Genomic DNA, 19,794 nt, shown 5'->3' on the forward strand with positions numbered 1-19,794 from the left:
TGTTACACCCTATTCAATTATATCGCCACGAAGTAAATACTTACATACTGCTACGGTGCTTACAAAACCAAGCATTGCAATTAATAATGCGGCTTCAAAGTACATACCCGTCCCCATACTAATACTGTATAAAATAATCAATGCAATAGCGTTAATGTACATAGTATCAAGCGCCAAGATACGATCCGGTAAGGATGGACCAATAATAAGGCGCCATAAATTAAGCAGCAACGACAACCCGACCATTGAAAATACAATAAGTAACACGGTATCTAACATTGAAATATCTCCTTCAATGGGGCTTCGTAACGCAGCTTTATGTGCTGTATTAATGCTTGTTCATTATCAAGGTCGAGTACATGCAAGAGCAAATAACGTTGTTTTGAAGTACCATCCTCATTTAAAGATTTAATTAAAGGATACACCTCTGCACTGACTGTACCAGGTGTTAAAGACAAGCAACTAGCAAAAATAGTAATCGGCAGCTCATGTGAAAGATCAAGCGGGACTTTAATAAAGCCAGGGCGTAACTTTTTACTTGGCCCCATAATTAAAACCGCCACTTGTAAATTAGCAACAATGATGTCAAAAAGCACAATAAAAAACTGCTTTAACGCAAGCCATGGTCTTAGTATAAGTGGCTGCGGATCTCTAAATGACATACTAAATAGAGGAATAAGCAGTGCCAACAAAACACCTAAAATAATATGACCGACGGAGACACTGTTATTTAATAATAGCCATACTATAAATAAAAATAGACTACGAAACGGTGTGGGTAACCAACGAAAACGAGCTTCTAAGCGCATTACATACCTCCCTTGAGTACCGCATTAATACCACCACTAATATCGTGAAGCTGAGTTGCTGTATCCAGTGCATATTGAGTTGCTATATCACCAAAAACGACTAAAAGTACTGAACTAGCTAATAAGCCAATAATAACAATAACTTGTAACGGATGTGCATTAGCAACATCAGCTGCTTCACCACCTTTGTCTTTATGTTCCCAAAATAAACTCGTGCCTGCACGAGATAGTGCGACAATCAGCGCCAAGCTCATAATTAAGTAAACAGGCCAAAATATAAGCGCTTGCTCACTGTATAGCGTGGTTTTTAAAATCCAAATTTTGCCAACAAATCCAGAGAATGGAGGCATTCCGACCACCGTTAAACCGCCAACAATAAAACAAGCCCCAAGTAAAAATGGCTGTTTTACTGCGCGCCCCCCGACCAATCGGTCGCCAGCTTTTCCACGTTGAATGGCAATTAAATCAGCTAATAAAAACAACGCTGCGGTTACTAAAGTTGAATGCACCAAATAAAATAATAACGCGGCAGTTGCATTGATATTTTGCAATGCCACCAATGCCACCAATGTCCCTACCGAAACAAGCACTGAATTTGCGATAAGCTTACGTAAATCTTGGGCGGCTAACACGCCTATTGCGCCAATAATAATAGTCGCAATAGCTAATACCCATAGCCACGACTGCACCATATACGCAAGCTCACCCGCTTGCTCACCAAATATAACGGTATACACACGCAATATGGCGTAAACACCTACTTTGGTCATAATTGCAAATAATGCAGCTACGACTGGCTTAGCGCTAGAGTAAGTGTTGGGTAACCATAAATGCAGAGGCAGCAACGCACTTTTAAGGGCAAATACAACCAACAGCAACAAACCGCCTGCTTTGGCTAAATAAACATCATCGCCTGTTAACGCTGGTATTTTGTTAGCCATATCTGCAATATTTAAGGTACCTAATACACCGTACAAAATACCTAAACCAATTAAAAATACGCTTGAACCCGCTAAATTTAAAATAACATAGTGCAGTGCTGCACGTGTTTTTGGTTTTCCGCCACCGTGCATAAGTAACGCATATGACGCTATTAACAGCACTTCAAAAAATACAAATACATTAAACAAGTCGCCCGTTAAAAACGCGCCATTTACCCCAAGTATTAAAAAATGCACTAAGGGATGAAAAAAACTACCTTGTTCGTCATCACCGGCACAACTATATAGCACGACACCAATACCCAAAAAGGCCGTTAAGCTAACCAGTAAAGTTGAGAGCATATCAGCAACCAAAACAATACCGAATGGTGCAGACCAGTTGCCTATTGCATAAACAATAATGCCATTATCTTTTACTTGAACAAGCAATATTACTGTAACAGCAAAAGTTAAAATAGCCATTAGGCTTGAAACTAATCGGCGTGCAAATAAACTTTTACCACATGGCGGTAATAGCAGAATAATCGCTGCTAACATAGGCAATAAAATAGGCAAAGATGCTAAATGCTGAATCATTTTTGCTCCTTGCGTTTACTTTTAGTAAGCGTGCCATCAACATGGTCGTTACCCAAATCGGCACGGCCTCGTATTGATAAAATAACCACAAACGCAGTCATGGCAAAGCCTATGACAATGGCCGTTAAAACCAAGGCTTGTGGCAGTGGATCAGCGTAATCGGTGCTTGTACCTAGTACAACAGCTTTATTAATAGTTAATCGCCCTGATGAAAATAAAAACAAGTTAACCGCGTATGAAATCATTGTTAGCCCCAATACCACCGGGAATGTGCGTGCCCTTAATAACAGAAACACACCACAGGTGATAAGTACACCAACGCAAGATGCGTATAACAGTTCCATTAAATATTCACCTCTTCTTTTTCAGCGTTTGCAGTCATATTGCCTAAGCTCGCCAAAATCATCAGCGTAGCGCCAACAACAGTTAAGTACACGCCCAAATCAAATACAACGGCGCTGGCAAGCTCTGTTTTACCAACAAACGGAATATCAAAGTAATCAAACCATGTGGTTAAAAACGGTTTATCAAAGAACCAACTTCCTACACCTGTAAACATGGCGATAGCAATACCCGATGCGATAATTTTTCGATAATTAACATCAAAACGCTCATTTATCCACGCGGTGCCGTGTGCCATATATTGTAAAATAAAGGCAATAGAGGTTACGAGACCAGCAATAAATCCACCGCCTGGTAAGTTATGGCCGCGTAAGAAAATATAAGCCGATACGAGTAACGCTAATGGCAATAAGCTTTGTGAAATACAAGCCAATAAAATAGGATGACGGTCTTTAGACCATGGACGGCCTTCACTATCACTAGCCGGCATGTAAAGCGGAATTCTTGATAACAATTTAAATATACCCAGTGCAGCAATACCCAACACCGTAATTTCACCTAAGGTATCAAAGCCCCTAAAATCGACTAAAATAACATTAACAACGTTCGTACCGCCGCCGCCCGTTTTGGCATTAGCAATAAAAAACTCAGAAATTGAATCAAGCGGACGCGTTAATAATGCATAACAAATACTGGCAACAGTAATCCCTAAAGTGGAAGCAATTGTTATATCACGTAAAATTCGTAATGAACTTGACTCTCTTGGCGTACTTTGCGGCAAGAAAAACAGCGCTAACATTAATAAAATAACAGTGGCAACTTCTACTGTAAGTTGTGTTAAAGCTAAATCAGGTGCTGAAAAACGGGTAAACGCCACCGAAACCATTAGCCCTACAATCGAAAGCATTAGTAATGACACCATTCTATTACGATGCCAAATAACAGTGGCAATTGCACCAATAATAAGTAGCCCTGCCCCAATAATATTTTGTATATCTACTGGCGTATTAGGCACACTACCTGCTAGCTGTTTCATTTCAAATAGCGGCCAACCAGCACACAATAATACAACGCCTAACATAATAAATACGTAGCGTTGCAATGAGCCATTTTCAGTTATTTGAATTTTATTTTGACACCATTTAACTATAACTGCTAAAAAGCGCTCGAATATTTTTTGAGCATTAAAAGGCGGCAATGATGCTTGAAATTGGAACAAATATTTACGATTAACGTAAATAAATAACCCACCTATTACCGCCATGCCACTCATTAGCAGGGGTAAATTAAAACCATGCCAAATAGTGAGCTTATACTCAGGCATAGCTTCACCAAGTACTGCTAACGATGCTGCCGATAAAATACCATCAACCACAAAATGCGGAAAAATTCCCACTAAAATACACAGCACCACTAAAATTTCGATAGGCACACGCATATAGCGAGGCGCTTCATGAGGGGTACGAGGTAAGTCTATCGGTTCTCCATTAAAAAATACGTCGTGAATAAAGCGCGATGAGTAAGCCACAGACAAAGCACCTGCTACTGTAGCAAGTACGGGGATTAACCACGACATTGAGCCTAATACTTGCTGATGCAAGGTTTCTGCAAAAAACATTTCCTTAGACAAAAAACCATTTAACAGCGGTACACCTGCCATAGCTGCTGCGGCCACCATCGCCAATGTGGCTGTATAAGGCAAGTAACGCCACATGCCATTGAGTTTACGCATATCGCGCGTGCCCGTCTCATGGTCAATAATACCCGTTGCCATAAACAGCGACGCTTTAAATGTGGCATGGTTAATAATATGAAAAATGGCCGCAACGGTTGCAAGCTGTGTATCTAAGCCTAGTAATAAGGTTATTAAACCTAAGTGGCTAATAGTTGAATACGCTAATAAACCTTTTAAATCATGTTTAAATAGCGCAATATAAGCGCCAAACAATAAAGTTGTTAAACCGGTTAAGCCAACCAATAAAAACCAAGTTTCGGTACCGGCAAGTGCTGGATAAAAACGTGCAAGTAAAAAAATACCCGCTTTTACCATAGTAGCAGAGTGTAAATAAGCACTCACTGGGGTAGGTGCTGCCATGGCGTGTGGCAACCAAAAATGAAACGGAAATTGTGCAGATTTGGTAAATGCACCCAGTAGCACTAATACAAGCGCTAGTTCGTATAAATCGTGAGATTGAATAATCGCTTTACTGGCTAAAATAGTATCTAAGTCGTAACTTCCTACAATATTGCCTAATAACATTAAGCCACCAAGTAGCGCTAAACCGCCAGCGCCGGTAACGGCCAACGCCATACGTGCACCTTTACGTGCCTCTGATTTATGCCACCAGTAACTTATCAGTAAAAATGAGCTAATACTGGTTAGCTCCCAAAATACCCACAACTGAATAACATTATTCGACATCACAATACCAAGCATCGCAGTCATAAATAACATTAAATAGCTAAACAGTTTAGGGAGAGAGTCATTTTGGCTTAAGTAATACCGAGCATATAAAATAACTAACAGCCCAATTCCTAAGATCATGAACAAAAACAATAAGCTCAATCCATCTAAGCGCAAAGATATATCCAGCCCTAAAGCAGGTATCCACTTCGCGCTAAAGCGAATGGTCTCTCCGGCTAAAACCGCAGGCGCATGATAAAGCGCAATCGCAAGTGCAGCTAAAGGCGCAATAGCTGTTAAGCTGGTTGCCTGATTTCGAGAAAGTTTGCCGGTGCATGCAGAAATAACACTGCCTAATAAGGATAACAAAGGTATCCAGAGCAAAGTCATAATGAAGGGCCCTTTTGAGTCATAAAGTTTATCAATTCGCTACTTGTTATTATTAAATATCAAAGTGACTTGGGTATACATTTTGTGGCTATTTTTTTAATATTAATACACACAGTTATACTGATAAACACGGTTTTTGTCTATAGAGCGCCCCTCTAACGGGGTAATAAACAAACAAAAAAGCCCATAAATTAATAAAATAAGACCAAACCGGCTGAGTATTTTAAGCAAAATAATTACTTTCAAGATTAATTAAAAACGAGTAAATAAATCAGCATTTTTCTCTATGTGAGTTTGCCATAAATGACGGTATTGCTGTGAAAGCCCAAGCTGCTGATATTGCATAATAGACCACCTTGCACTGGGCTTATAAGCGACTCCACCTTGTTGGCAACTTTGACTTTTATGCCAGCCTTTTGGCGCACTTGTGCTTTGGGTAATAAATAAGTTTGGCGCAACTAACCCCTCAAGCTGACATAGCCAAGCTTGCTTTTCTTTTGATAAAACATATTCATCTTCAAAGCCGTTAAAGTGCATTAGTTCGTGCAAAAATACCGCGTAATTAGCCTCAGAACTTATATGCATTAGGCCTTTATGCACATTTGCAAGACCTTTCTTTGGCATCATAATGGCAAAATCAAAATCTTTGGGGAGCTGGTGTTTAAGTGATGAGTTTTGCCAATCACATTGCGACAAGCGAGTATCAGACACATTACATTCAATCGTATTACCAACATAAATTGGCTTCGAAAAACAAAATGTATTGCTGCTTGGCTCCGGGGTTTGTTGGTACGTTTTACTAAAGCTATTGAGCTTATATAAACCATCGCGGTGATTGCTCAGCATTAACACATTAAATGTACACTGCTTTTGTGTCTCAATCTGTGTGCTCGCTAATAAAAACCCTAATTTATTCATAAAAGAGTGGCTTAAGGTATCTAGTGGAGCACTGTGCTGTAACTGAAAATGGTAAAAAGCGTCTCCTTTTGGCAGCTTATTATGAGATTTTAGTAACGCTAAATCGTGCCAGCGCTGTTGCCAGAGCAACAAATTAGCCAGCTTTACTTGTTGCTGTGGTGATATTTTATCAAGGCTTTGCTGCCAAAATAGTTTAGCAGTTTCAGTTTGATTATTTGCTAGTAACGCCAAACCATAACCGTATTGCGCATGCGCTATTTCATTTCGGGCTAGCGTTGATAGCTGATCAGGTGGTAACTGTAAAATATGCTTTGAGAAGTAATCAGGAAATTGCCAATAACTGTCAATTACATTGGCTTTACCGTGCAATACTTGCCAAAAGCCAATGCTATTTTGTTTATTACTCGCGCCATTAAAAAAACTTATACACAGTAATAAAACCGTTAATTTAAAAAGATTAGCCCGCGCTTTCACTGGCCATCAACTCAAGCTCTAAACGTGCATACTTATATTCAATAAACTCATGAACGTTAGTTGCCAATGCCAATCTAAAGTAATCTGTTGCAATTTCAAGCTCACCAGACGCCTGGTATTGCTTTGCTAAATAAAAGTAAGCCTCACATAAACGCTGAGCATATTCTTGTTGTGAGCGCACACCGTCAGCTATACCTGCAAAAAACGCTTTTTCACTCATATCACCAACGTACAAGGCTATAAGCTGATACGCCCACTCTTTTTCATCAAGTGCAGCCGCATTGGCTTTTAAATTCGCTAGCGCTTGGGTTTTGTCTTGTGCTGCTTGTGCTAAATACAGCCACAATACACGATACGGATCGTTAGGCGAACGGGCTAAAAATATCTTAAAATCATCTTTTGCCAGTATCGCTCTATCACCATAGTAGAGCGCAATTCCGCGATTTAAATAAGCATATTCATGCTCTTCGTTCAGCTCAATTGCTGAATCAAAATATTCATACGCTTTTTCGTATTGCTGCATGAGTGTATGTTGAATGCCTAAAAAGTTATACACTTCAGCTAAATCAGGCTTAAGCTGGACCGCACGGTTAAAGTCAATTCTTGATAACGTCGTCATGCCTAAGCTATCAAACAACACACCGCGGTCATAATAAAGCTTTGCTTGTTGCTCATCACTCAGATCTGCCCTGTTTAATAATTCAGAAAAGCGAGCAATGGCAATTTCATTTCTAAAGTCTGATGCAAGTGGCGCCGTAAATGGCACATTAATAATAGCAGTGGGCTTAGTAGTAGCCTGACAAGCGCTTAAAGACAACATAGCAAAAGATGCCAAGGCTAAATGTTTAAGTCTCATTAAAATCCTTAATACCGAGATAAGTAGTAAATGAATAAGACATAAGCTGTCTTGTAAGGTTCATTTTGTTAGCGTGATAAGCACAACTGATTGCAACCATTAAAGCATAAAAAAAGGGGCTAAACAGCCCCTTTTTATACAATCCAGTTATTACCTGGATGAAAGATTAGCAATTACGCGTCTTTAGACTCGTCAGCTGCTGGTGCTGCTGATTCCATTGCTTCTTTAATACTTAAACGTACACGGCCTTGGCGGTCAACTTCGAGTACTTTAACTTTCACTTCTTGACCCTCACTAAGGTGGTCAGTTACGTTGTTAACGCGCTCTGTGCTGATTTGTGAGATATGCACTAGGCCATCTTTACCAGGAAGAATGTTTACAAACGCACCAAAATCAACGATACGTACCACTTTACCTTCGTAGATAGTACCTACTTCAAGTTCAGCCGTTAATTGCTCAATGCGGCTAATTGCATTTGCTGCACTCTCACCGTCTGTTGCTGCAATTTTGATTGTGCCATCATCACCAATTTCAATCGTAGTCCCTGTTTCTTCAGTAAGTTGACGGATAGTTGCGCCGCCTTTACCGATAACTTCAGCGATTTTCTTCTGTGGAATTTGCATCGTGTAAATACGCGGTGCAAACATAGACAGCTCTTCAGAAGGGGCAGAAATCGCTTCGTCCATCACACTTAAGATGTGTAAACGTGCAGCTTTAGCTTGTTTAAGTGCAATTTGCATGATTTCTTGCGTGATACCTTCAATCTTGATATCCATTTGCAAAGCAGTAATACCAGCAGCCGTACCCGCTACTTTAAAGTCCATGTCACCTAAGTGATCTTCATCACCTAAAATATCAGAAAGAACAACAAAGTTTTCTTCTTCTTTAACTAGGCCCATCGCGATACCCGCAACAGAGGCTTTAATTGGTACACCCGCATTCATAAGCGCAAGAGACGTACCACAAACCGATGCCATTGAAGATGAACCATTTGATTCAGTGATTTCAGATACAACACGAATTGAATACGGGAATTCAGTGAGTGTTGGCATAACCGCTGCAATACCACGCTTAGCTAGATTACCGTGGCCGATTTCACGACGCTTAGGTGTACCTACAAAACCAGTTTCACCAACACAGAATGGAGGGAAGTTGTAGTTAAGCATAAAGTGATTTTTGTGCGTGCCAGTTAAATCGTCGATTAACTGTGAATCACGCTCAGTACCAAGTGTTGCGGTTACTAATGCTTGCGTTTCACCACGTGTGAAGATTGCAGAGCCGTGAGTACGTGGAAGTACACCCGTCATAACATCTAATGCACGGATCATATCAGGTTCACGACCATCGATACGTTTTTCGCCAGCGGTAATACGGCCACGTACAATTTTCTTCTCAAGTGAACCGAATACTTTACCTACTTCTTGCTTGTCTAGTGACTCGCCTTCAGCAAGTTCACTTGTAAGTGCTTCAACAACCACCTCTTTTGCAGCCGTTAATGCTTCTTTACGCGCTACTTTATCAGTAATGCGGTAAGCTTCACCGATTTTATCAGCAGCTAAAGTAGCTACTTTGTCTTCTAAAGCAACGTTTTTCGCAGGTGCAGCCCAATCCCATGAAGGTTTACCAGCCACTGCTTTAAATTCGTTAATTGCGTTGATAATAGCTTGAGATTGCTCATGACCGTATACAACCGCACCTAACATAACGTCTTCAGCTAGTATGTCTGCTTCTGATTCAACCATAAGTACGGCGTTATCAGTACCGGCAACCACTAAATCAAGTTGGCTTTCTTCAAGCTCTTTCAGGGTTGGATTAAGTACGTATTCACCGTTGATATAGCCAACACGCGCGGCACCAATTGGACCGTTAAATGGCAAACCAGAGATAGCAAGTGCTGCAGAGGTACCGATCATCGCAACCATATCAGGTTGGATTTCAGGATTAACAGAAACAACAGTCGCAATAACTTGTACTTCGTTAACAAAGCCGCTTGGGAAAAGTGGACGAATTGGACGGTCAATAAGACGTGCAATCAGTGTTTCGCCATCGTTAGGACGACCTTCACGCTTTAAGAAACCACCAGGAATACGACCCGCAGCGTACATACGCTCTTGGTAGTTAACTGTTAGTGGGAAAAAATCTTGCCCTGGTTGTGCTTCACGCTTACCAACAACCGTTACTAATACTGATGTGTCGCCAATGCTTGCTAATACTGCGCCGTCTGCTTGACGAGCGATTGCACCTGTTTCTAGGGTAACTGTGTGTTGACCTAGTTGAAATTCTTTTATAATTGCTTGCACTTAAAATATTCCTTAAATGTATTCTAATAAGTTATCATCAAAGTACCAATTACAGTACTTAATTGTATTCATTAAAAAATCAATTAAGTACTACAATTGGCAATGATGTTTTGTAATGGCGCTAAACCTTTTTAACGCCGAGCGTAGTATATACCAAAGTCATGTAAAATTGCGAGCGTAGCACCGAGATAAATGGCGCTTCAAGCAATGCCAAAAATAGTCGCTTTGTTAATTACAATAGTATGACTTTTATTCGATATTTCAAAGGGTTTACTGAGAAGTACTGGGGAGCGCGAGAAAATTAGGACACAAAAAAAGGAGCTAAAAAGCTCCCCTTTTGATAATCAACTTCTTAGCGACGTAGGCCAAGCTCTTTGATTAACGCTGTGTAACGCGTGATATCTTTACCTTTAAGGTAATCAAGCAGTTTACGGCGTGTGCTTACTTTACGAAGCAGACCACGACGTGAGTGGAAGTCATGCTTGTGATCAGCAAAGTGACCTTGAAGCTTGTTGATATCAAAAGTAAGTAAAGCTACTTGTACTTCAGGTGAACCAGTGTCGCCTTCAGCGCGTGCGAATTTAGCAATGATATCGATTTTTTCTTGATTGCTTAGTGACATAATAACTCCAAAAATTAAATTTAATAGGTGCTTTAGCCGATCACTAATTCAGCCAAAACGATTAAGCGGGCGTATTCTACCAATTATTAGCATAACTACAAGTTAAACTTACTCTGCTTGTTGATTCGATAAGCCGCGCTTTGATTTTAAATGGCCATCGGGGTTACGCTCACCAGTGCCGATGAAGACTCCATCTGCAACTACTTTTATCGCCCCTTCAGGTAATGCATTACTTAATACCACGGCTTGACCGTGGCTAAATGCTATCCCTTGCTCTTTAGTAATTTCCACTATGGGTAAATCAACTAACGCGGTATCCATAGGTAATAACAGCGCGTCAAGGTAAGCAGAGGGAGCCACTTCTTGCTCTTTAGCTTGAGTTAATAGTATTTCCAATTGCTCAAGCGACACCATTTTGTCTGTGGGGTAATGACCAACCGCTGAGCGGTGCAACATAATCACATGTGCACCACAACCGAGGTTTTCACCTAAGTCATCAACAATAGTGCGAATATAGGTGCCTTTAGAGACATGCGCAGTCATTTGTATGACGTTATTTTGCTCATCAAACTCATCAAGCGTTAAGCTAAATACATTGATTTTTCTACACTTACGAGGAACTTCTATGCCTTCACGCGCGTATTTATATAAAGGTTTTCCTTCATATTTAAGCGCTGAATACATTGATGGATATTGATCTGACTCACCTAAAAATTTGGCAATTTCTTGAGCGAGCAGTTTTGCAGTAACATTCACATCACGCGTTTCTACAACCTCACCATCAGAGTCTGATGTGGTAGTTCGTTCACCTAGCTTAGCGCGCACTACATAAGTTTTATCGGTATCGAGTAAAAACTGCGTAAACTTAGTCGCTTCACCAAAACAAATAGGCAACATGCCGGTCGCAAGCGGATCAAGCGCACCGGTGTGGCCCGCTTTTTGTGCAAAATAAATACCTTTTGCTTGCTGCAGCGCTTTGTTTGATGAAATGCCTGCGGGTTTGTTTAACAACAAAATACCATCAACTGGACGGCCTTTACTGCGTCTTGCCATTAGTCTTTAGTGCCTTCTTCGCTATCTGTTTCATCATCCACATGCTTAGCATTATCTTCACGAATGATAGAGTCCACTAAGTTAGAGATTCGCATCCCTTCCATTAATGAATTATCAACCACAAATTTAAGCTCAGGCATAATACGTGCGCGAATACGCTTACCCAGTAACGAGCGAATATAACCAGTTGCTTCGTTAAGTACTTTTGCACTTTGCTTGGCTGCATTTTCATCTTCAGTGTTGAACACGGTGATAAAAACTTTGGCGTAAGATAAATCGCGCGATACTTCTACCGCAGACACTGTCACCATGCCTAGGCGTGGATCTTTAATTTCACGTTGTAAAATCACGGCAATTTCTTTTTGAATTTGCTGAGCTACGCGATCAGTGCGAGAAAATTCTCTCATTTCACTTTCCTAAAAATTATAACTTATTAAAAAATAATAACTAAATAATGAATACACAAATGGGGGCTGAGCCCCCATTTAAAATCTTAGCATAGGTTATGTTGGGCTATCGAGGCACGACCTTGAATATCCAACACGCCCTAGTAACAATTAAAGCGTACGTTGTACTTCAACTGTTTCAAATACTTCGATTTGATCCCCAACGCGAACATCATTGTAGTTCTTAACGCCGATACCACATTCCATGCCGTTACGAACATCAGCAACGTCATCTTTAAAGCGACGCAATGACTCAAGTTCACCTTCATAGATAACCACGTTATCACGAAGTACACGAATTGGCGCGCTGCGCTTAATGGTACCTTCAGTAACCATACAACCAGCAATTGCGCCAATTTTTGGAGATTTAAAGACATCACGCACTTGCGCAAGACCAATGATCTCTTGTCTAAACTCAGGCGCAAGCATACCAGACATGGCTTGCTTGACTTCTTCGATTAAAGCATAAATAACGCTGTAGTAACGAAGATCTAAGTTTTCAGTATCGATTACTTTGCGTGCCGATGCATCCGCACGAACGTTAAAGCCAACCACAATTGCATTAGACGCCGCAGCAAGGGTTGCATCAGTTTCTGTGATACCACCTACCCCAGAGCCAACAATCTTCACTTTTACTTCATCAGTAGAGAGCTTAGTTAGTGAGTCTGAAATCGCTTCAATTGAGCCTTGAACATCCGCTTTAAGCACGATGTTTACTTCAGAAACATCGCCTTCAGTCATATTAGTAAACATGTTCTCAAGCTTGGCTTTTTGCTGACGTGCTAGTTTAACATCACGGAATTTACCTTGACGATATAAGGCAACTTCACGAGCTTTACGCTCATCTTTAACAACTGTCGCTTCATCACCCGCGGCTGGAATACCAGAAAGACCTAAAATTTCTACTGGAATCGAAGGACCCGCAGATTTAATATCTTTACCGTTTTCGTCGCGCATTGCACGAACACGGCCATATTCAAGACCACATAATACAATGTCACCTTGATTAAGCGTACCAGATTGAACCAGAACAGACGCGACTGGACCACGGCCTTTATCAAGGCGAGATTCAATAACAACACCTGCTGCCATCCCTACAGTCGGCGCATTTAACTCTAAAAGCTCAGATTGCATTAATACCGCATCAAGAAGCTCATCAATACCAAGGCCTGTTTTTGCTGAAATATGAACATATTGCGTATCACCGCCCCACTCTTCTGGGATAACGTCAAGCTGAGCTAGCTCATTTTTAACGCGATCTGGATCTGCGCCCTCTTTATCCATTTTATTAACCGCAATGATTAAAGGAACGCCTGCGGCGCGAGCATGCTGTACCGCTTCTTTAGTTTGCGGCATTACACCATCATCGGCTGCAACAACAAGAATTACAATATCGGTTGCTTTAGCACCACGAGCACGCATAGAAGTAAATGCGGCGTGACCCGGAGTATCTAAGAAAGTGATCATATGGCCGTTGGTTTCAACGTGGTATGCACCAATGTGCTGGGTAATACCACCCGCTTCGCCTGAGGCAACTTTAGCTGAACGAATATAATCAAGTGTTGATGTTTTACCATGGTCAACATGGCCCATCACAGTAACTACTGGCGCACGTGGCTCTGACTTACCATCTTCATGGCGGTCATTAAGTACTGTTTGCTCTAATTCGTTTTCTTTAACAATGATAACTTTATGGCCCATTTCTTCTGCTACAAGTTGCGCAGTTTCTTGGTCTATCACTTGGTTAATAGTAACCATGTCACCCATTTTCATCATGGTTTTTACAACTTCAGCGCCTTTAACGGCCATACGTGATGCAAGCTCGGCTACTGTAATTGTTTCACTAATACGCACTTCATTTTTAACATCAACGGTTGGTTTTTGGAAACCATGTTGCAGCGATGCAGGCGCTGTTAGCTTACCTTTTCTACCTTTAGCGGCGGCAAATCTGTCTTTTGCTGGCGCTTTTTTCTTTTTCTTTGCACGGCGTGAGCCTTGCTCTTCGCGAGCATCAGCTACATCTTCTGCCTCACGTGCATAAGTTGAAGTTGTAAGATGGTGATCGGCGGTTTCTTCGCGCTTCTTACGTTCTTCTTCTTCTTTTTTCCAGCGTGCTGAGTTCTCTTCAGCTAGCTTTCTTGCTTCTTCTGCTTGACGTTTCGCTTCTTCTTCAGCTTTCTTCAATGCGGCCTCTTCTGCTTCTTTTTGCAGACGCTCAGCTTCGATGCGATCTTTCTCAGACTTAGCACTTTGCTCAGGGGTCATCTGCTGTTGTTTCGCCTTACGCTCAGCTTCTGCTTTGCGTTTAGCTTCTTCTTTAGCTTTACGATCAGCGTCTTCTTTTGCTTTACGTTCAGCCTCTTGTTTCGCTTTCAATTCTGCAGCTTCTTGTTCAGCTTTTTGCTGCTGCTCAAGACGCGCTTTTTCCTCAGCAACTAAACGTTGCTGTTCTTGTTCTTGCTCAACGGCACTTTTTTTCACGTAAGTGCGTGTTTTGCGAACTTCAACTTGTACAGCCTTGGCTTTACCCGTAGAGCCCGTCACACTGAGGGTACTTTTGCTCTTACGTTGCAATGTCATACGCGCCGGGCCTTCTGAACCCGTACCGCCGTGTTGCTTGCTTAAGTGATCAAGTAACGTTGCTTTTTCAGCTTCGGTTACGTTATCGCCTGATTGTTTAGTGATACCGGCTTGTGAAAACTGCTGTAGTAATTTATCAACAGTTGTACCTATATCACCGGCTAGTTTTTCAACATTTACTTCTGCCATAGTCTCTAATACCTCCGTTAATAAATTACTCGTTTGCAAACCAACAAATATTACGTGCAGCCATAATTAGCTCACCCGCTTTCTCTGACGAAAGCTCTGTAATATCTACAAGTTCATCAATACCTTGCTCTGCTAAATCTTCTAGTGTAACCACACCTTTACTTGCCATAACAAATGCTAAATGACGCTCTAAACCTTCAAGTGCAAGTAAGTCTTCAGCAGGCTGAGCCCCCTCTAAGCTTTCTTCAGTTTTAAGGGCTTTCGTTGTTAATGCATCTTTTGCACGTAAACGTAATGTGTCTACCATTTCTTCATCTAAACCGTCAATTTCTAAAAACTCAGAAGCTGGTACATAGGCCACTTCTTCAAGCGTTGAGAAACCTTCGTTGATAAGTAATGATGCAAATTCATCATCAATATCTAAATTTTCGGTAAATAAGTGAATGAGCTTATCTGACTCGGCTTCATTTTTAGCGCGCATTTCATCAACCGTCATCACATTCAGCTCCCAACCAGTAAGTTGGCTCGCTAAACGCACGTTTTGACCATTACGACCAATTGCTTGTGCCAAATTATCAGCCTCAACAGCAATATCCATTGAGTGTGTATCTTCATCCATTACGATTGAAGCCACCTCAGCAGGTGCCATTGCGTTAATAACAAACTGGGCTGGATTGTCATCGTAAAGTACGATATCAACACGTTCACCGCCAAGCTCTGATGATACTGCTTGAACACGTGCGCCACGCATACCAACACATGCACCCACAGGGTCAATGCGTTTATCATTAGACTTAACTGCAATTTTAGCGCGTGAACCTGGATCACGCGCTGCCGCGCGTAATTCAATCATTTCCTCGCCAATTTCTGGCACCTCAATGCGGAATAACTCCATCAGCATTTCTGGTCTAGAACGGGTTACAAATAATTGTGCGCCACGTGCTTCTGGTTTAACTTCATATAAAAGGCCGCGGATACGATCCCCTGGACGGAAGTTTTCACGTGGCAACATGTCATCGCGGTAAATAACCGCTTCTGCATTGTTACCTAAATCAAGTACAATTGAATCACGTGTTGCTTTTTTAACAACACCCGTAACCAACTCGCCTTCTTGGTCTTTGTACGCTTCAACAACTAAGGCACGCTCTGCTTCACGTACTTTTTGTACGATTACTTGCTTAGCCATTTGCGTCGTTATGCGGTCAAATTTAATTGATTCAATTTGCTCTTCTACATAGTCACCCATTTTCAAGTCTGGCTCTTCAACTTGAGCAGCTTCTAAGGTAATTTCGCTGTATGGGTGCTCTAATGAGCCATCTTCTAATACTTCAGCAATTTGCCAGCGACGAAATGTATCGTAATCGCCGGTTTTACGGTCAATTGCAACGCGTACATCAATATCGCCATCGTGTTTTTTCTTTGTTGCTGTCGCTAATGCGAACTCTAGAGCTTCAAAAATCTTTTCTTTTGGAACCGCTTTCTCATTGGAAACGGCTTCAGCAACCAATAATATCTCTTTTGCCATGGGTAATGCCTCGCTTGCCCTATTCCTTCGCACTCGAATTTAAAACTTTGCGATTATGTTTGCACGTTCAATGTTACTGAGCATAATTAACTGCTCGGTTCCATCACTCGATAATGTGATCATATCGCCGCTAACTGCGATTAAATCGCCTTTAAAATTTCGACGACCATCTTGTGGTAGTTTGGTACGTACACGTACTTCCTCTCCTTGCGCCTGCTCGTAGTGATCTTGTTTGAATAATGGACGATCAACACCAGGAGACGATACTTCCAAGTCATATTCATTTGTAATCGGGTCTTCGACGTCTAAAATCGCACTAATTTGACGACTTGCATCGGCGCAGTTATCAACTGAAATCCCATCTTCATGAGCAATATAAACTCTCAAAGTAGAGTGGCGACCCGCTTGCACAAATTCAAGACCATGTAATTCAAAGCCTAACATTTCCACCGCAGGCGTTAACATGGTTACTAAATCTTGCTCAAGTTTTGTCACGAAAATCCTCCATACAAACAAAAAAAGGGCTTATAGCCCTAAAATACTGAATTTAAATTTTGATTTAATAAATAACCTTAAATCAAACAGTGCAGATACAACAACGCCCCGAACCAAGCGGGGCGTCACACCAAAAAATGCAAAACTGTGTGGCTTAAAGCCAAGCTTGGCTGCGAGTCAGTATCTGACCAAATTAAACTTCATTAGCTTAAACGCAAAACGCGCATTGCTTAGAATGCGCGATATAAAGTAATAAGTCTGAACTTACTATTAAAATTGGTTGCGGGAGCCGGATTTGAACCAACGACCTTCGGGTTATGAGCCCGACGAGCTACCAGACTGCTCCATCCCGCGCCAACAGATAAAAAGTTAAAAACTTAATATCGCTGTTAACAGGTTTTGACCTGCTAAACAATGGCGCAATTATAAAGAGGCGTAGCTAAATTAGCAACCATAAATAATAATAAGTTGATATCTTAATTCATCACACTCGATACAAGGTTTATATTTGATGATTTTGCTGATCATGCCCAATATGTTTAATAAAGATATATAAATTTTAAATAACCTCGAATATCGATCGCTTTTTTAAATGTAACGTACAACAATAATTTGGCTAAAATATGAAAAAATTCAAAACCCTAAAATTAGTTTTAGGTGATCAACTCAATCCATCTCATTCTTGGTTTAAAGATAAATCTAGTGACACGGTATTTGTCATTGCTGAACTGATGCAAGAAGCGCAGTATGTAAAACATCACGTACAAAAAATAACGGCTTTTTTTAAAGCAATGGAAAATTTTGCAAGCGCGTTAACTGACGCAGGTTTTAACGTTCTACATTTAACCTTAGATGACACTCAAGGTGATGATGACCTACCCGCATTATTAAATCGTTTAGCCAAGCAGTATCAATGCACCCACATTGAATACCAATACCCCGATGAATACCGTTTAAAAAAACAATTACAAGATTTTGCCAGCCACAGCAACTTTAGCGTCACCGCCTGCGACAGCGAACATTTTTTATTAGCTTTTAACGATATAGACAAATACTTTAAAAAAGATAAACACGTCACTATGGAGCATTTTTATCGCGCCATGCGAAAGCAATTCAATGTGCTGATGGAAGATAACAAACCGCTCGGCGGTAAATGGAACTATGATGCCAATAACCGTAATAAATTTTCAAAAAGCGACTTAGCAGATATTCCTAAGCCCACACTATTTAGTAACGATGTAAGTGACATTATTGCGCGCTTAGATAAACACAAAATAAAATATTTTGGTCAAATAGACTCTCAACTACGTTGGCCAACAAGCCGTAAACAAGCCATTGAAGCACTTGATCACTTTTGCCAACATTTATTGCCCCGCTTTGGTGAATTTCAAGACGCGATGACCGACCAATGCCCTGATAAAAACACCTTCTACCATAGTCGCTTATCGTTTGCGCTGAATAGCAAAATTTTACATCCCCTGTATGTTATAAATCGTGTAGTTAAAGAGTACCAACAACGTTTTGATGAAATAACCATTTCTCAGGTTGAGGGGTTTATTCGCCAAATTTTAGGCTGGCGTGAATATGTACGCGGCGTATATTGGAAAAATATGCCCGATTATGCTAACAAAAATCAGCTCAACGCAACCCGCGCACTGCCTGACTATTTTTGGCATGGCAAAACAAAAATGAATTGCCTAAGTCATTCTTTAACGCAAAGCTTAGACAGTGCCTATGCGCATCATATTCAACGCTTAATGGTAATTGGTAATTTTTGTTTATTAACTGGCATTAATCCCGATGAAGTGGATGAATGGTATTTAGGTGTGTATATCGATGCAATTGAATGGGTGGAAATGCCCAACACTCGAGGAATGAGTCAATTCGCCGATGATGGCATTATTGCCACTAAACCTTACGCTGCTAGCGGCAACTATATTAATAAAATGAGTGACTACTGTAAAAATTGCCACTATAAAGTAAAAGAAAAAGTCGGTAAAGACGCCTGCCCGCTGAACAGCCTTTACTGGCAATTTATGCAAACCCACCGAGAGCGGTTTGAAAAAAACCCACGAATAGGCATGGTATATCGTAATTGGGATAAACAAGATGAGTCACTACGTCAAGGCACTTTAGCACAAGCTCAATACTACATTGAGAATATAGAAACCCTATAAACAACAAAAGCCGCAAAATAGCGGCTTTTCAATGGGAAAATAGCTGAACTAGCTTATTTGCTCTCTAGCATATTGCCAGAGCCAATGGCGATTTTACGCGGCTTAAGTGCTTCTGGAATTTCTCGTTCAAGATCAATACTCAGTAAACCGTTAGCTAAGTCTGCAGCTAACACCTTTACATGGTCACCTAACTGAAACTTACGTTCAAAGCTGCGCTCGGCAATACCTTGGTGAATAAAGTTACGCTCATCATTGTGATCTTTTTCTGCTTTAGTGCCTGACACAACCAGGGTATTGTTTTCTGATTGCAAGCTAAGTTCTTCCTCACTAAATCCAGCGACAGCCATAGTAATTCGATACTTGTCTTTGGCAAGTGCTTCAATATTATAAGGAGGGAAGCTGGGCTGTTTGTCAGTGCGCGCTGCTGCATCCATTAATGATGCTAAATGATCGAAACCAATAAATGAACGATAAAGGGGTGATAAATCTACTGTACGCATAATAATATCCTCTTTTTAAGCGATATATTGCTATTACTTTTCATTTGAACAAGTGCTAGCAAATTTTAATTAATAATATAATTTTCAAATAGTTTTAGTTTACTGAAGACCCATCAGGCGTCTTCAAATAACTATTTATGGGCAGACAATGTTATTTCAAGATTTTTTCCATAAAATATCTGTTATTTTTTTTAACT

The 19,794-nt window shown here is 40.8% G+C and carries 16 protein-coding genes and 1 tRNA gene; 1 reads left to right on the plus strand and 16 read right to left on the minus strand.

All coding sequences use genetic code 11. From position 1 onward, the window contains the following. Positions 1 to 9: 9 nt before the first annotated feature. The 15 genes from AC6H44_RS10010 to AC6H44_RS10080 all read right to left on the minus strand — a co-directional run bounded on the left by AC6H44_RS10010 (position 10) and on the right by AC6H44_RS10080 (position 17,274). Positions 10 to 279, minus strand: a complete 270-nt coding sequence (locus tag AC6H44_RS10010; RefSeq protein WP_500735291.1) for a K+/H+ antiporter subunit F — start codon at positions 277 to 279, stop codon at positions 10 to 12. Beyond that, the gene (locus AC6H44_RS10015) at positions 273 to 809 is read right to left on the minus strand and encodes a Na+/H+ antiporter subunit E (RefSeq protein WP_500735292.1); all 537 of its coding nucleotides are present in this window, start codon (positions 807 to 809) and stop codon (positions 273 to 275) included. The genes AC6H44_RS10010 and AC6H44_RS10015 overlap by 7 nt, the downstream gene beginning before the upstream one ends. After that, a complete protein-coding gene (locus tag AC6H44_RS10020; protein ID WP_500735293.1) occupies positions 809 to 2,326 on the minus strand; it encodes a monovalent cation/H+ antiporter subunit D in 1,518 nt (505 codons plus the stop codon). The genes AC6H44_RS10015 and AC6H44_RS10020 overlap by 1 nt, the downstream gene beginning before the upstream one ends. Beyond that, entirely contained in the window at positions 2,323 to 2,670 is a 348-nt protein-coding gene (locus AC6H44_RS10025) for a Na+/H+ antiporter subunit C (RefSeq protein ID WP_500735294.1), read from the minus strand. The genes AC6H44_RS10020 and AC6H44_RS10025 overlap by 4 nt, the downstream gene beginning before the upstream one ends. Next, positions 2,670 to 5,462 (minus strand): monovalent cation/H+ antiporter subunit A, encoded by a 2,793-nt coding sequence (locus AC6H44_RS10030; RefSeq protein ID WP_500735295.1) that lies wholly within the window; start codon positions 5,460 to 5,462, stop codon positions 2,670 to 2,672. Before AC6H44_RS10030 ends, AC6H44_RS10025 begins: the two co-directional genes overlap by 1 nt. 252 nt (positions 5,463 to 5,714) lie before the next feature. Beyond that, a complete protein-coding gene (locus AC6H44_RS10035) occupies positions 5,715 to 6,854 on the minus strand; it encodes a hypothetical protein (RefSeq protein WP_500735296.1) in 1,140 nt (379 codons plus the stop codon). Further along, on the minus strand, positions 6,838 to 7,710 hold the full coding sequence (nlpI, locus tag AC6H44_RS10040; RefSeq protein ID WP_500735297.1) for a lipoprotein NlpI: 873 nt from the start codon (positions 7,708 to 7,710) through the stop codon (positions 6,838 to 6,840). The genes AC6H44_RS10035 and nlpI overlap by 17 nt, the downstream gene beginning before the upstream one ends. Positions 7,711 to 7,883: 173 nt before the next feature. After that, a complete protein-coding gene (gene pnp / locus AC6H44_RS10045) occupies positions 7,884 to 10,010 on the minus strand; it encodes a polyribonucleotide nucleotidyltransferase (RefSeq protein ID WP_500735298.1) in 2,127 nt (708 codons plus the stop codon). 352 nt (positions 10,011 to 10,362) lie between these two features. Next, a complete protein-coding gene (gene rpsO / locus AC6H44_RS10050) occupies positions 10,363 to 10,632 on the minus strand; it encodes a 30S ribosomal protein S15 (RefSeq protein ID WP_500735299.1) in 270 nt (89 codons plus the stop codon). A gap of 108 nt (positions 10,633 to 10,740) precedes the next feature. Continuing rightward, the gene (truB, locus tag AC6H44_RS10055; protein ID WP_500735300.1) at positions 10,741 to 11,685 is read right to left on the minus strand and encodes a tRNA pseudouridine(55) synthase TruB; all 945 of its coding nucleotides are present in this window, start codon (positions 11,683 to 11,685) and stop codon (positions 10,741 to 10,743) included. Further along, a complete protein-coding gene (gene rbfA, locus AC6H44_RS10060; RefSeq protein WP_008467148.1) occupies positions 11,685 to 12,092 on the minus strand; it encodes a 30S ribosome-binding factor RbfA in 408 nt (135 codons plus the stop codon). The genes truB and rbfA overlap by 1 nt, the downstream gene beginning before the upstream one ends. A gap of 150 nt (positions 12,093 to 12,242) precedes the next feature. Next, positions 12,243 to 14,900 carry a translation initiation factor IF-2 gene (gene infB, locus AC6H44_RS10065; protein WP_500735301.1) on the minus strand — a complete coding sequence of 886 codons (2,658 nt, stop codon included), beginning with the start codon at positions 14,898 to 14,900 and terminating at the stop codon, positions 12,243 to 12,245. A gap of 25 nt (positions 14,901 to 14,925) precedes the next feature. Beyond that, positions 14,926 to 16,425, minus strand: coding sequence for a transcription termination factor NusA (nusA, locus tag AC6H44_RS10070; protein WP_500735302.1), 1,500 nt, complete (start codon positions 16,423 to 16,425; stop codon positions 14,926 to 14,928). 39 nt (positions 16,426 to 16,464) lie between these two features. Next, on the minus strand, positions 16,465 to 16,920 hold the full coding sequence (gene rimP, locus AC6H44_RS10075; protein ID WP_500735303.1) for a ribosome maturation factor RimP: 456 nt from the start codon (positions 16,918 to 16,920) through the stop codon (positions 16,465 to 16,467). 277 nt (positions 16,921 to 17,197) lie between these two features. Continuing rightward, positions 17,198 to 17,274, minus strand: a tRNA-Met gene (locus AC6H44_RS10080). A gap of 269 nt (positions 17,275 to 17,543) precedes the next feature. On the opposite strand from AC6H44_RS10080, the gene AC6H44_RS10085 reads away from it, so the two are divergent. Further along, positions 17,544 to 19,097: a cryptochrome/photolyase family protein gene (locus AC6H44_RS10085; RefSeq protein WP_500735304.1), complete on the plus strand. Its 1,554-nt coding sequence runs from the start codon at positions 17,544 to 17,546 to the stop codon at positions 19,095 to 19,097. 53 nt (positions 19,098 to 19,150) lie between these two features. On the opposite strand, the gene AC6H44_RS10090 is transcribed toward AC6H44_RS10085, so the two are convergent. Beyond that, positions 19,151 to 19,597 carry an Hsp20 family protein gene (locus AC6H44_RS10090; protein ID WP_500735305.1) on the minus strand — a complete coding sequence of 149 codons (447 nt, stop codon included), beginning with the start codon at positions 19,595 to 19,597 and terminating at the stop codon, positions 19,151 to 19,153. Positions 19,598 to 19,794: the final 197 nt, after the last annotated feature.

This window comes from Pseudoalteromonas sp. TAP-3C (genome assembly GCF_059888565.1).